We start from the raw sequence: 13,970 nt of genomic DNA, 5'->3' as shown, positions 1-13,970 counted from the left end.
GGGGGTTATTCCCCCATTTTTCCCCAATGCTTCCCCGTACAAATTTTAAACATGAAAAAACCAGCCGTAAGAGGCTGGTTTTCAATGTGTTTTTGGTCGGCACGAGAGGATTTGAACCTCCGACCCCCGACACCCCATGACGGTGCGCTACCAGGCTGCGCTACGTGCCGACGCATAAAAAGAATACTACTCGATTCCGTTTTGAATGCAAGGGAATCTGTCGCTAACTGGTTTATTATTAATCAGTTAGCGATGAAGCGCTTCTCATCCGTCAGGACCTGAAGCAGCAGGCTCAGCTGCGGTTTCTGATCTTTCAACCGTTCACCCTGCAGATTATACGTCTGATAATTCCCGTTGCTGTTCAGAACCAGCGTCAGCTTCGGCGTGGTGACTACCAGCGTATTATTCCCCGCCGCCGTCACCCAGCTGTGGCGGCGCGCGGCGCTGAAGAGATCCTGCCCCTGCGAATATTCGTTTGCTGGCGTGCTGACGTGCAGCAGGCGTTGCATCAGGGTAGTCATCACATCTTTATGCTCGGTGAGCATATTGATGCGCTGCGCCGGGGTGCCAGGCCAGTGGATCACCAGCGGAACCTGCAGATTCGGGCGAGACCAGCTCATACTCTTCGTCTCGTCACCTAGCGGGATGCCATGGCCCGCGGTCACGATCACCACGGTGTTGTCCAGCTTGCCCGACTCGCGAAGCGCGTCAAGCACGCGGCCTATCTGCGTATCAACGTCGCCAGCCGCGCGACCGTAGCGGCGCGCAAAGTCACTCTTATTGCTGTCAGCAAGCGTTGTGCCGTTAAAGGCAACCCATGAGAACCAGCGGTTATCTTCCTGGGCGTAGCGCTGCAGCCAGTTTATCCATTGGCTGGCGGTCTGCGCATCGGACTGTTTTTGCGCCGTCGGCAGTGAGAAATCGGACAGCAGCGCCTGGCGGTAGAGCGGGCTGTTAAAGCCATCGGAGGAGAACAACCCTAACTGATAGCCTTGCTGATTCAGCCCGGTGATCAGCGCCGCAGGCGTGCGGGTAGACAGTACGCCGTCCATGTAGCCGGCTGAAATGCCATAGAAGAGGCCAAAGATGCCCGCATCGGCGGTGTTACCGGAGCTCATATGCTGAGTAAACGAGACGTTTTGACTCGCGAAAGCGGCCAGCGCCGGCATCTGCTTCTCGAAACGGGAATAGTTCAGGCCATCGACGGTGATCAGCAGGACGTTTTGCCCGCGCCCCATATCGCGGTAGTTCAGGTCGCTCAGAGGATACTGAACGCTGACGGCTTCCGGGTTGCCCTGCTCGATAAGACGGCGCTGGTACTCCTGCGCATCAAGCAGGCCGTGTTTCTCGAGGAAGCGACGGGCCGTCATCGGGTACGAGAGCGGCAGGTTCGCGCGCTGCATGGTAATAGGGCGATAGAAGTTCGCATCCGCCCAGATATACATGATGTGCGAACTGATAAAAGAGACGAAAAAGAGCGCGGCGACGGGCTTCGCATAATGGCGTCGCCGGGTCAGGCTGCGGAGCTTTTGCCAGCTCCAGGTAGCGAACAGCATCTCAATCAGCAGGATCACCGGGACGCTGATAAACATCAGCTGCCAGTCACGGGCAGTTTCGTTCTGGTCGGGGTTAATCACCAGTTCCCAGACGATGGGGTTGAGGTGCAGGTGGAAGCGGGTGAACACTTCACTGTCGATAAGCAGCAGCGTCATCCCCACCGTCGCAAGAATGGCGGACAAGAACCGCATCAGACGCTGCGACATGACGATAAACGTCAAGGGGAACAGGATCAGCAGATAGGTGGCGAAAACCAAAAAGCTAAAGTGACCCACAACGCTCATCCAGGAGTAGATACGCCCGGTTAGCGTTGTTGGCCAGTCTGCGACAAACAGATAACGACAGCCAATGACCGTCGCCAGCAGAATGTTGAACAGGGCAAACCAGTGCCCCCAGCTGACCATCTGGGAGACTTTTTCACGGTAGCGCTGACGATTCGTCACCATAAACTGTTGTTCGTATCCCTTAATGGGCCGGGTCGTTGCTGACGGACGACTGTAAAGCTTGAGCGAACGATTTTGCGATCGCCTGACGCTGAGCCGGAGCAACGCTGGTGTTAATCAGGTTGGTGACCATATTTCCCAAAACCATCAGGGAGAGATCGGTCGGCGTTTTATGTTTTTCCAGTACGTTGACCAGCTCACTGAGCAGTTGTTCAACGTGTTCATCACTGTAGCGGGAATGTTGTGGCATAAATCAAAATCAGTTTGTTGATGAAAGGGCAACATATTACCGTAGCAACAGCTTTTTTTCCCCTTTTTTATCTGTTGTTGCACACATGTCCTGGTGGTGGTTGAATACCGCCCGGTCTAAAAGGAGAGTTTATCATGAGTCTGGAAATCAACCAGATTGCCTTGCACCAGCTTATCAAGCGTGATGAGCAAACCCTTGAAGTGGTGCTGCGCGATTCGTTACTGGAACCTACGGCGACCGTGGTGGAGATGATGGCAGAGCTGCATCGCGTCTACAGCGCCAAAAATAAAGCCTATGGCCTGTTCAGCGAAGAGAGTGAACTGGCTGATAGCCTGCGCCTGCAGCGTCAGGGCGAAGAGGATTTCCTGGCGTTTAGCCGCGCCGCCACCGGGCGTCTGCGCGACGAGCTGGCGAAATATCCGTTCGCCGACGGCGGGATCGTGCTGTTCTGCCACTATCGCTACCTGGCGGTAGAGTATCTGCTGGTTACCGTGCTGAATAACCTAAGCAGCATGCGCGTGAACGAGCAGCTGGATATCAGCTCAACGCATTATCTGGATATCAACCATGCGGATATCGTGGCGCGTATTGATTTGACCGAATGGGAAACCAACCCGGAGTCGACCCGCTACCTGACTTTCCTGAAGGGGCGCGTGGGCCGCAAAGTGGCAGATTTCTTTATGGATTTCCTCGGTGCCAGCGAAGGTCTTAACGCCAAAGCACAGAACAAAGGGCTTCTCCAGGCGGTTGACGACTTCACGGCTGAAGCGCAGCTCGATAAATCTGAGCGCCAGACCGTGCGCCAGCAGGTTTACAGCTACTGCAACGAACAGCTGCAGGCAGGGGAGGAGATCGAGCTGGAGTCCCTGTCAAAAGAGCTGGCCGGCGTCAGCGAAGTCAGCTTCCAGGAATTCACCGCGGAGAAAGGCTATGAGCTTGAAGAGAGCTTCCCGGCGGATCGCAGCACGCTGCGTCAGTTAACCAAGTTTGCCGGCAGCGGCGGCGGGTTAACCATCAACTTTGACGCGATGTTGCTGGGTGAACGCATCTTCTGGGATCCGGCCACCGATACGCTGACCATTAAAGGCACGCCGCCGAACCTGCGCGATCAGCTTCAGCGCCGCACCTCGGGCGGGAAATAGCAGCCATAAAAAAACCCCGCAGAAGCGGGGTTTTTTTCGACGTGTTTGCGATTACGCGCGAACGAAGTCGATGTGAGACAGTTTTGGCTTGAACGGGTGACGCTGAACAGCCTGAACTTTCACTTTTTCTTCTTTACCGCCAACAACGATGGTCAGAACTTCGCTGTAGAATTCAGCTTTGGTCTGCAGGTTCCACAGTTTGTCGTGATCCAGTTCGATTGCAACTGGAGCAGCTTCGCCACCGTAAACGATAGCCGGGAACTTGTTAGCGTTACGCAGGCGGCGGCTCGCACCCTTACCCTGCACGTTACGTACTTCTGCTTCGATAGTGAACATTGATTTCTCTCTGTATTTAAAACCCTGCTACAGGCGACCCAGCAGCAGGTGAGTGTTCTGCCTCACGGATGTGAAGCGGGCGGCATTTTATACTCAAATGCCCCTCACATCAATGAAAAGTCCCGCTAACCGCGCAATTCGTTGGCGCGACGAAAGCGACCTTCGTAGTCAAAGAGCTTCTCGCGCACCTGCCAGAACTGGCCTTTCTTACGGGCGACGACAAAATCCGGATGGCGCAATAGCATCTGCTGGCGCACGATATCGGCCACGGTTATCCAGCGCAGGGGCACGCCAGGCGTGCGGGTATGCGGGCGGATAAACAGCTGCTCGAAGGCCATTCGCTGGGCAGGCGTCTGAACCCGGAAGCGCTCGCTGACGTCCGCCCCGTCTTCATCGTAATAGGTGATTTTCAACCACTCGCCTTTTTCATCGGCGCCGGGCTGCAGCGCCATGCCGGAACAGCGCAGCACCAGAGCATCTTTCAGCTTTAATGCTGCTTTCAGCATGTCGTCCGGGTCAACCAGCACCGTGTCGCATTCCCGGCAGCGGCGGGCGGCAATGTCGTTTTCGGCGTTGCACTGTGGGCAGTTTTTGAACCGGAAGCGGAAATCGCACTGCTCGCGATGCCCGTCATCATCTTCAAACCAGCCCTGACAGCGGCGGCCAAAGTGTTCGATCAGCGTACCGTCGGCGGTGGTTTTTCCCCAGAAGGTGTTGGCAAAACCGCAGGCAGGGCAAAAGACCTGCACGGGCACGTTGTCGCTTTTTCCTTTTGGCGCGCCGACCTCAGGCGTATAGAGATCGTGCGGGTTACCGGCATAATCCAGAATCAGGCAGTCTGTTTTTCCCGGGCCAGACGCAGGCCGCGGCCAACAATCTGCTGATACAGACTGACCGATTCGGTCGGGCGCAAAATGGCGATAAGGTCGACGTGCGGGGCGTCAAAGCCGGTGGTCAATACCGACACGTTTACCAGATAGCGGAACCGCTGGGCCTTAAACGCGTCAATCAGGCTGTCGCGCTCCGGGCCGGGCGTCTCGCCGGTGATTAACGCCGCGTCACCGGCGGGCAATAACCCGGTGATTTCTCGCGCGTGCTCAACGGTGGCGGCAAAGATCATCACCCCTTTGCGCGTCGCGGCGAACTCCTCTATCTGGCTGATGATATGCGGTGTAATACGCTTCTGCTTTTTCAGCTCCTGGTTGAGATCCGCTTCGCTGAATAAGCCGTTGCTCTGCGCCTGCAGACGGCTGAAATCGTACTGCACCACCGGCATATCCAGCCGTTCAGGCGGCGTCAGGTAGCCATGTTTGATCATGTAGCGCAGCGGAAGTTCGTAAATGCAGTCGCTGAACAGAGCCTTGTCATCGCCGCGCACCATGCCGTGATAATGGTAGCGATAGATCCAGCCTTTCCCCAGGCGAAACGGGGTCGCCGTCAGGCCCAGCAGGCGCAGGTGGGAATTCACCGCTTTCAGATGAGCCAGGATTTGCTGATACTGGCTGTCGTCGTCATCGCTGATGCGGTGGCACTCGTCGACAATCAGCAGCGAAAATTCGCTGCGAAACAGGTCCAGATTGCGCGCCACCGACTGCACGCTGCCAAAGACCACTTTACCGTGGCTCTCTTTGCGCTTCAGCCCGGCGGCGAAAATATCGGCTTCCAGCCCAAGCGCACAATACTTGGCGTGGTTTTGCGCGACGAGCTCTTTGACGTGCGCCAGCACCAGCACGCGACCGCGCGCCAGACGCGCCAGTTCGGCGATGACAAGGCTTTTGCCTGCGCCGGTCGGGAGCACAATCGCCGCTGGCTCGCGATGTTTACGGAACCAGGCGAGGGTGGCGTCAACGGCTTCCTGCTGATAGGGGCGAAGTGTAAAAGTCATAGGGTCTCGGTTTCGTTATTCCGCACATATACCCGTCATACTTCAAGTTGCCTGTGCGTTGGCTGCACTCGTTCACCCCGGTCACTTACTTATGTAAGCTCCCGGGGATTCACTCCTTTGCCGCCTTCATGCAACTCGAATTATTTAGGGTATAGATAGTATGCCACGAAACTTTTTCCCTTGAGTGGCGCAACCAGACCATTATACTGAACCGTTCCAGACTGCTTCTTTTTTCGGACCTGTTGTCCGACTTCCAGCACCATTAAGGCTAAAAAGATTTCATGCGACTTGATAAGTTTATCGCTCAGCAACTCGGCGTAAGCCGCGCTATTGCCGGGCGTGAAATTCGCGCCAGCCGCGTTACCGTGGATGGCGACATTGTGAAAGACACCGCTTTCAAACTTCAGCCTGACCATCAGGTGGAGTATGACGGCAATCCGCTGACCCAGCAGCACGGTCCGCGCTACTTCATGCTCAATAAGCCGGAAGGCTACGTCTGCTCAACGGACGATCCGGATCATCCGACGGTACTCTATTTCCTCGACGAACCGGTGGCGCACAAGCTGCACGCCGCAGGCCGCCTCGACATCGACACCACGGGTCTGGTACTGATGACCGACGACGGGCAGTGGTCGCATCGCATTACTTCCCCGCGTCACCACTGCGAGAAAACCTATCTGGTCACGCTGGAGTCGCCGGTGTCGGATGACACGGCAGAGCAATTCACGAAGGGCGTTCAGCTGCATAATGAAAAAGATCTGACCAAACCCGCCGTGCTTGAGGTGATTACGCCGACGGAAGTCCGTCTGACCATCAGCGAAGGGCGCTACCATCAGGTGAAACGTATGTTTGCCGCGGTGGGGAACCGCGTTGTTGGCCTGCATCGTGAGCGGATTGGTGCGATCGAACTCGATCCCGACCTGGCGCCGGGCGAATATCGCCCGTTAACGGAAGAAGAGATCGCCAGCGTCGGTCTGCCTTCGCACTAATTTCAGGAGAGCTCTGTGACCACCAGGCCACACTCGTCGTTCAAAATCGTCTTCATTCTTGGCCTGCTGGCCATGCTGATGCCGCTGTCTATTGATATGTACCTGCCCGCGCTGCCGGTGATTTCTGCGCAGTTTGGCGTCCCGGCGGGCAGCGCGCAGATGACGCTCAGCACCTATATTCTCGGCTTTGCCCTCGGCCAGCTGTTTTATGGCCCGATGGCGGACAGCCTTGGACGCAAGCCCGTTATTCTGGGCGGGACGCTGGTCTTTGCGGCCGCAGCGGTTGCCTGTGCGCTGGCGCAGACCATCGATCATCTGATTATCATGCGCTTCTTCCACGGTCTGGCGGCGGCTGCGGCAAGCGTGGTGATTAACGCCCTGATGCGCGATATCTACCCGAAGGAAGAGTTCTCCCGGATGATGTCGTTCGTGATGCTGGTGACGACGATTGCGCCGCTGGTGGCACCCATGGCCGGTGGTGCGGTGCTGGTGTGGTTTAGCTGGCACGTGATTTTCTGGATCCTGGCCCTGGCCGCGCTGCTGGCTTCGGCGATGATCTTCTTCTTTATTGATGAAACGCTCCCCCTCGAGCGCCGTCAGAAATTCCACATCCGAACCACAATCGGCAATTTTGCCTCGCTGTTTCGCCACAAGCGCGTGCTCAGCTATATGCTGGCAAGCGGGTTCAGCTTCGCCGGGATGTTCTCCTTCCTGAGCGCCGGGCCGTTTGTCTACATCGAGCTGAACCACGTTTCGCCGCAGCACTTCGGCTATTACTTTGCGCTCAACATCGTCTTCCTGTTCATCATGACCATCATCAACAGCCGTTTTGTCCGGCGGGTGGGGGCGCTGAACATGTTCCGCGCCGGGCTGTGGATCCAGTTTGTGATGGCTATCTGGCTGGTGGTGAGCGCGTTTCTGGGCGTGGGCTTCTGGGCGCTGGTGGTCGGCGTAGCGGCCTTTGTCGGCTGCGTGTCGATGGTGTCATCTAATGCGATGGCGGTGATCCTGGATGAGTTTCCGCATATGGCGGGTACAGCCTCTTCCCTGGCGGGGACGTTCCGCTTCGGCATCGGCGCTATCGTTGGCGCGTTGCTTTCGATGGCTACCTTTACGACGGCATGGCCCATGCTGTGGGCGATGGCTTTTTGCGCAACCAGCTCGATACTCTTCTATCTTTACGCCAGTCGACCGCGAAAAGCGGCCCACTAAAACACAGAGAAGGCCCGGCAGGGCCTTTTTTGTTGATGCATATCAACCAAACTCCCGTTCGTTTATTCCGTGTTTGTTTATTTTATGTAAAATCTATTTGTGTAAAAAGTCACATCATTGTATTCAAAAAGGTTGAGTTAGATCGCAGAAACGGGTACATATAGCGCCGACGCGAGCCAGGAAACGGATAAAAAAGCGCTGAATAGTGCAGGCTGGCGATGATGTGTTACTATAAATGTAAATAAATTGTGAAGTAAATTTTGCTTCCGGGGAACGAACGTGAATACATTACAACTCTCCATTGTCCATCGCTTGCCCCAGAGCTATCGCTGGTCGGCGGGTTTTGCAGGTTCGAAAGTTGAACCGATTCCGCAAAACGTCGCGGGCTGTGAAAACTGCCTGGTGGCACTCAAGCTGTTGAGCCCGAGCGACGAAAATGCATGGCGGGTGATGGAGCGTCTCAGTCAGGCCCTGACGGATATCGAAGTGGACAGCTCCGTGCTGGAGTGTGAAGGTGAGCCGTGCCTGTTTGTGAAGAGTCAGGACGAGTTTGCCGCCACCTGCCGTCTGAAGAATTTTGGCGTTGCCATCGCGGAGCCTTTCTCCGGCCAGTACCCGTTCTGATCGCTAGTCTGCCGACAACAGCTGGCGCGTGTAGCGCTGCGTTGGCGCGCTAAATACGCGCTGGCACTCTCCCTGCTCGACCACTTCTCCCTGTCGCAATACAATCACCTGATGGCATAGCGCCCGCACCACCTGAAGATCGTGGCTGATAAAGATATAGGCCAGCCGGTGCTTTTCCTGCAGCCCTTTCAGCAGGGCCAGGATCTGCGCCTGAACGGTTCTGTCCAGCGACGACGTCGGTTCATCCAGAATAATCAGCTCCGGCTTCAGGATCAGCGCGCGGGCAATGGCGATACGCTGGCGCTGCCCGCCGGAGAATTCAGCCGGATAGCGGTGGCGTGTCCCGGCATCTAAGCCCACTTCGGCCATCACCCGCATAACTTCCTGCTCGCGCTGCTGAGCGCTCAGGCCGGGCTGATGCACGCGCAGACCCTCTTCGATAATCTGTAACACGCTGAGCCGGGGGTTAAGCGAGGAGTTGGGATCCTGAAACACCACCTGCATGCGGGGCCGCACGGGCAGCATCTGGCGGCGGTTCCAGCGGTGCAGCGGCATATCGTCAAAGAGGATCTCGCCCTGGGAGGCAATTAAGCGCAGCAGCGCCAGACCGGTGGTGCTTTTGCCCGAACCGGATTCGCCCACCAGCCCCAGGGATTCTCCCGGGCGCAGCGAGAAGCGGATGTTTTTCAGCACCGGATTCTGGTCGACGATGCGCCGCAGAATACCTTTGCGGATCGGAAACGACACGGACAGATCCTCAACGCGCAGCAGCGGTGTGCTGTCAGCCGCGAGTGGAACCGGGTCGCCGGAGGGTTCGCTGTCGAGCAGGCGCTGCGTATAGGGGTGCTGCGGCGCGCTCAGCAGCGTGGACGCGCTATTCTGTTCAACGCATCGTCCGTTTTGCATCACCGCGACGCTGTCGGCCAGCTTTCTCACAATACTCAGGTTGTGCGTGATAAACAGCAGGCTCATGTTCAGCTCGTCACGCAGTTCCCGCAGCAGCGTCAATATTTGCGCCTGTACCGTCACGTCCAGCGCCGTTGTGGGCTCGTCGGCAATCAACAGCTCGGGTCGCGTGAGCAGGGCCATAGCGATCATCACGCGCTGGCGTTCCCCGCCGGAGAGCTGATGCGGGAAATCATTCAGCCGTTTGGCCGCATTGCGTATGCCCGTTCGTTCCAGACAGTCCAGAATTTCTCCCCGCGCGGCCTCTTTGCGCATCCCCCGGTGCAGGGAGAGCACTTCATAGAGCTGTTTCTCCAGGCTGTGCAGCGGGTTGAGGGAAACCATCGGCTCCTGGAAGATCATGGCGATTTTGTTGCCGCGAATGCCGCGCAGGGTATGTTCGTCGGCATGCAGCAGCGAGCTGCCGTGAAACAGAATATCCCCTTGCGGGTAGCTCACAGGCGGAGAAGGCAGCAGCCGCAGGATGGAGAGTGCTGAAACACTCTTGCCTGAACCCGACTCGCCCACCAGGGCCAGCGTTTCCCCGGTCTGGATCTGCAGCGACAGGTCGGTGACCACGGTGCGCGTCTCGCCCTGCGTTGAAAAAGCAATCGACAGGTTATCAATACTCAGAAGAGGCTGGGTCATTTTATACCGCCTTGTTCGGATCGAAGGCATCGCGCACGGCTTCGCCTATAAAAATCAGCAGCGAAAGCAGCACGGCCACGGAAAGAAAGGCGGCGATGCCTAACCACGGCGCCTGCAGGTTGTTTTTGCCCTGCAGCAGCAGTTCGCCGAGCGACGGGGAACCCAGCGGTAGCCCGAAACCAAGAAAATCCAGCGAGGTGAGGGTGGTGATGGAGCTGCACAGAATAAACGGCAGGAAGGTGAGCGTTGCTACCACCGCGTTGGGCAGCATATGGCGGAAGATGATCCCGCGGTCGCTCACGCCAAGCGCCTGCGCGGCGCGAATGTAGTCGAAATTACGGGTGCGCAGAAACTCCGCCCGCACCACGCCCACCAGCGCCATCCAGCCGAACAGGACGGTGATACCTAACAGCCACCAAAAGCCGGGCTGCACCACGCTGGAAAGCAGGATGATCAGAAACAGCGTAGGCATGCCTGACCAGACTTCAATAACCCGCTGGCCCCACAGGTCAATTTTCCCGCCGTAGTAGCCCTGAACGGCGCCCGCCACGACGCCCATCACGCTTGAGAAGATCGTCAGCATCAGCCCAAAGAGAAGAGAAATTCGCGTGCCATAAAGGATGCGCGCCAGCACGTCGCCGCCGTTAGCATCCGTTCCCAGCCAGTTTTGCGCGGAGGGCGGGGAAGGGAAGGGCGTCGTGGTGGCGAAGTTAATGCTGTTGGCGCCAAAGCGCACCGGCGCCCAGAGCGCCCAGCCGTGCTGCTCAATCTGCTGGCGAAGCCACGGATCCTGATACTCCGCCGGTGTTGCAAACGGGCCGCCGAAGTCGCTTTCGCTGTAGTTGGCGATAACCGGCACGTACCAGCGGTCGTTAAAATGCACCAGCAACGGCTTGTCGTTGGCGATCAGCTCCGAACACATGCTTAAGGCAAACAGCACGGCAAAAATCCACAGCGACCAGTAGCCGCGGCGGTTGTGGCGAAAGCGGGCCCAGCGGGCCTGGTTGACGGGGCTTAAACGCGGCATCAGCGGCCCTCAAAATCGATTCGGGGATCGACCAGCGTATAGCTGATATCGCTGATGATATTCAGCAGCAGGCCAATCAGGGTGAAAATATAGAGTGTGCCAAACATCACCGGATAATCGCGCGACACGGTAGCTTCATAGCCCAGCAGCCCCAGGCCGTTGAGCGAGAACATCACCTCTATCAGCAGAGAGCCGGTAAAAAACATGCCGATGAACGTGGCCGGAAATCCGGCGATCACCAGCAGCATGGCGTTGCGGAACACGTGTTTCCACATGATCTGCTTCTCGCTCACGCCCTTGGCGCGGGCGGTAACGACGTACTGCTTACGAATTTCATCGAGAAAGGCGTTTTTGGTCAACATGGTCAGGGCCGCGAACCCGCCGATGACCGTGGCCAGCACCGGCAGCGTGATATGCCAGAGATAGTCGGTGATTTTCTGATACCACGGCAGGGAGCTGAAATCGGCGGAGACCAGCCCCCGCAGCGGGAAGAGGTCGAAATAGCTTCCCCCGGCAAAAAAGACAATCAGCAGGACGGCAAACAGAAACGCCGGGATGGCATAGCCGATGATGATGAACGTGCTGCTCCAGATATCAAACCGGCTGCCGTTATACACCGCTTTGCGGATCCCGAGCGGTATAGAGACCAGATAGATAATCAGCGTTCCCCACAGCCCCAGCGTTATCGACACCGGCAGGCTTTGCTTGATCAACGTTAACACTGACGCACTGCGAAACAGGCTGTCGCCAAAATCAAAGCGGATATAATCCCAGAGCATTTTGAAATAGCGCTCGTGAATCGGTTTGTCAAAGCCGTAGCGGTGGGTGATCTCGGCGATCACCTCCGGATCCAGCCCGCGTCCGCCGCGATAATGGCTTTCGCTGATATTCCCTACGCCGGTTCGCGCATGGCTCGCACCCATCCCTTCACCGCCGCCGCCGGGCATGCCGCCGCTGTTGCCAAATTCAATGGCGGCAATCGCCTGATCGACCGGGCCGCCGGGGGCGATTTGCACGATAAAAAAGTTAATCGTGATGATGGCCCACAGGGTGGGGATGACCAGCAGGAGACGACGGATAAGATAGGCACCCATGATGATTCCTTATCGCCGCTCAGCGGGAAGTCTGGCGGCTTTGTTAACGTCATACCACCAGGTATCAAAGCCCAGGGAGTAGACAGGGCGCACGGCAGGCACGGAGAACTTGTCCCAGCGCGCAAGGCGATCTTCACCCATATACCACATCGGCAGCATGTAGTAGTTCCAGGTCAGGACTCTGTCGAGGGCGCGCCCGAGCGGCAGGAGCTTTTCTTTATCCCCCTGCGCCGCCACTATTTTCGCAATCAGCGCGTCGATCGCCGGGCTTTTTACCCCTGGCGCATTGTATGAGGAGTCAATGTAGCTGGAGGCCCAGGAAATTTGCAGGTCCGAGCTGGGCCACGGCTGCGCGGGCCACAGGCGCTGCATCATGTCGTAATCACGGCTGCGCATGCGGCTGGTGATCTGTGCGTTATCGACCTGGCGAATGTTCATGGTCACGCCCAGCCGCTCAAGGTTGTGCTTAAACGGCAGTACCCACTGATCGTTGCCCCCGGACGAGAGCAGCAGCTCAAAGCTGAGAGGCTTACCCGTTTTGGCATCCACACGCTTTTGATTTTTCAGGTGCCAGCCCGCATCATCCAGCAGCTTGCTGGCTTTCAGCAGGTTGACGCGGTCGTAACCGTCACCGTTCGAAGCGGGCGGCTGAAACACGGTAGTGAACACCTGCGGCGGAACCTCTGCTTTTAGCGGCGTCAGCAGTGCCAGCTCGTCGGCTTTCGGGTAATCGCGAGCGGCATATTCGGTGTTCTGGAAATAGCTGTTGGCGCGGCTGTAAGCCCCGTAAAACAACGCTTTGTTCATCCACTCAAAATCAAAGGCCAGGGAAATGGCTTCGCGCACCCGGCGGTCATTAAATACCGGACGCTGAATATTAAACGCCAGCCAGCGGGTGTCCTGGGCAGACTCATTTTTGTGCTCGTCTTTGACGATATAGCCTTTGGCGAAATTTTTGCCGATATAGCGGGTCGCCCAGTTTTTGGCGCTGCTTTCTACGCGTAAATCGAAGGCGCCGGCTTTGAACGCTTCAAACGCCACGTTATCGTCGAGGTAGTAATCATAGCGAAGGGTGTCGAAATTCCAGCGCCCGCGGTTTACCGGCAGGTCTGCTGCCCAGTAATCTTTCACGCGAGAGTAAACGACATATTGCCCCATGCGCCAGTCGGTGATGCGGTATGGGCCGCCTGCCAGCGGCGGCGTGGAAAGCGGGTCGCTTAGCTTATGATTTTTCCAGAACGATTCAGGCATCACCGGTAGCGAGAACAGGCTGAGCATATTCTCTTTGTTCGGTTCGCTCAGCTCGATGCGCACGGTGAGCGGCGCGATGGCTCTGACGGAAGCCCCTTTGTACACGATGCGGAACTGGGGGACGCCTTCGGTCATGAATTTATGAAAGGTGAACGCCACGTCGCTGGCCTTCACCGGCGTACCGTCGTGAAAACGTGCTCGCGGATTCAGCGAGATTTCCGCCCAGGCGAAGTTATCGGCGTAACGCACGTTCTCGGCAATCAGCGGATAATAGCTGCCGGGCTCATCATCGGACGTGACGAAGAGCGTATCGTAAAGCGATTCCGTTCGCGCGGCGGCCACGCCGCGCAGGGCGAAGCGGTTGAAGTTGTCGAATGTTCCCGTGGCGGAAAGCGTGACCTTTCCGCCCTTCGACGCGGCAGGGTTAACGTAATCGAAGTGCGTAAAATTGACCGCATATTTCGGCTCGCCAATCACCGCGAAGGCGATATTTTCTTTGATGGCCTGCGCCTGGCTGGACAGGCTCGTTAGTGCCAACATCAGCAACATGAAGCGCATAAGCATCTC

General features: G+C 57.1%; 11 protein-coding genes, 1 tRNA gene and 1 pseudogene. 4 read left to right on the top strand and 9 right to left on the bottom strand.

Annotated elements, in window-relative coordinates; all coding sequences use genetic code 11:
• Positions 1-93 precede the first annotated feature (93 nt).
• The 3 genes from ACJ69_RS11210 to ACJ69_RS11200 all read right to left on the bottom strand — a co-directional run bounded on the left by ACJ69_RS11210 (position 94) and on the right by ACJ69_RS11200 (position 2,250).
• Positions 94-170 (bottom strand) — tRNA-Pro (locus ACJ69_RS11210).
• A 72-nt stretch (positions 171-242) separates the two neighbouring features.
• Positions 243-2,003, bottom strand: a complete 1,761-nt coding sequence (yejM, locus tag ACJ69_RS11205) for an LPS biosynthesis-modulating metalloenzyme YejM (RefSeq protein ID WP_029740953.1) — start codon at positions 2,001-2,003, stop codon at positions 243-245.
• Positions 2,004-2,022: 19 nt separating this feature from the next.
• Positions 2,023-2,250, bottom strand: a complete 228-nt coding sequence (locus tag ACJ69_RS11200) for a YejL family protein (protein WP_008500958.1) — start codon at positions 2,248-2,250, stop codon at positions 2,023-2,025.
• Between the two features lie 134 nt (positions 2,251-2,384).
• Here ACJ69_RS11200 and yejK point away from each other — a divergent pair, with 134 nt between their 5' ends.
• Entirely contained in the window at positions 2,385-3,392 is a 1,008-nt protein-coding gene (yejK, locus tag ACJ69_RS11195) for a nucleoid-associated protein YejK (RefSeq protein ID WP_008500957.1), read from the top strand.
• A gap of 51 nt (positions 3,393-3,443) precedes the next feature.
• Here the strand turns inward: yejK and rplY are convergent, their stop codons facing one another.
• Positions 3,444-3,728 carry a 50S ribosomal protein L25 gene (gene rplY / locus ACJ69_RS11190; protein ID WP_029740955.1) on the bottom strand — a complete coding sequence of 95 codons (285 nt, stop codon included), beginning with the start codon at positions 3,726-3,728 and terminating at the stop codon, positions 3,444-3,446.
• A 125-nt stretch (positions 3,729-3,853) separates the two neighbouring features.
• Positions 3,854-5,613 (bottom strand): annotated as a pseudogene (locus ACJ69_RS11185) (DEAD/DEAH box helicase).
• Positions 5,614-5,894: 281 nt separating this feature from the next.
• Here ACJ69_RS11185 and rsuA point away from each other — a divergent pair.
• The 3 genes from rsuA (at position 5,895) to ACJ69_RS11170 (ending at position 8,438) form a co-directional block, all read left to right on the top strand.
• On the top strand, positions 5,895-6,602 hold the full coding sequence (gene rsuA, locus ACJ69_RS11180) for a 16S rRNA pseudouridine(516) synthase RsuA (RefSeq protein ID WP_029740957.1): 708 nt from the start codon (positions 5,895-5,897) through the stop codon (positions 6,600-6,602).
• 15 nt (positions 6,603-6,617) lie between these two features.
• On the top strand, positions 6,618-7,814 hold the full coding sequence (locus ACJ69_RS11175; RefSeq protein WP_054829879.1) for a Bcr/CflA family multidrug efflux MFS transporter: 1,197 nt from the start codon (positions 6,618-6,620) through the stop codon (positions 7,812-7,814).
• Between the two features lie 279 nt (positions 7,815-8,093).
• Complete coding sequence (locus tag ACJ69_RS11170; protein ID WP_008500952.1) at positions 8,094-8,438, top strand: YejG family protein; 345 nt, start codon at positions 8,094-8,096, stop codon at positions 8,436-8,438.
• Between the two features lie 3 nt (positions 8,439-8,441).
• On the opposite strand, the gene yejF is transcribed toward ACJ69_RS11170, so the two are convergent.
• Genes yejF through ACJ69_RS11150 form a run of 4 tightly spaced genes read right to left on the bottom strand, consistent with a single transcriptional unit; the run spans position 8,442 to position 13,967 of the window.
• Positions 8,442-10,031, bottom strand: a complete 1,590-nt coding sequence (gene yejF / locus ACJ69_RS11165; RefSeq protein ID WP_059347056.1) for a microcin C ABC transporter ATP-binding protein YejF — start codon at positions 10,029-10,031, stop codon at positions 8,442-8,444.
• 1 nt (position 10,032) lies between these two features.
• On the bottom strand, positions 10,033-11,058 hold the full coding sequence (locus tag ACJ69_RS11160; RefSeq protein ID WP_023312492.1) for an ABC transporter permease: 1,026 nt from the start codon (positions 11,056-11,058) through the stop codon (positions 10,033-10,035).
• A complete protein-coding gene (locus ACJ69_RS11155) occupies positions 11,058-12,152 on the bottom strand; it encodes a microcin C ABC transporter permease YejB (protein ID WP_029740961.1) in 1,095 nt (364 codons plus the stop codon). Before ACJ69_RS11155 ends, ACJ69_RS11160 begins: the two co-directional genes overlap by 1 nt.
• 9 nt (positions 12,153-12,161) lie before the next feature.
• Positions 12,162-13,967: an extracellular solute-binding protein gene (locus ACJ69_RS11150; protein ID WP_059347055.1), complete on the bottom strand. Its 1,806-nt coding sequence runs from the start codon at positions 13,965-13,967 to the stop codon at positions 12,162-12,164.
• Between the last annotated feature and the right edge of the window lie 3 nt (positions 13,968-13,970).

Origin of the sequence: Enterobacter asburiae (assembly GCF_001521715.1) — a bacterium.
Taxonomy (GTDB): domain Bacteria; phylum Pseudomonadota; class Gammaproteobacteria; order Enterobacterales; family Enterobacteriaceae; genus Enterobacter; species Enterobacter asburiae.
Note: the sequence above shows the minus strand (reverse complement) of the source record. Positions and strands in the feature narration are given on the sequence as shown.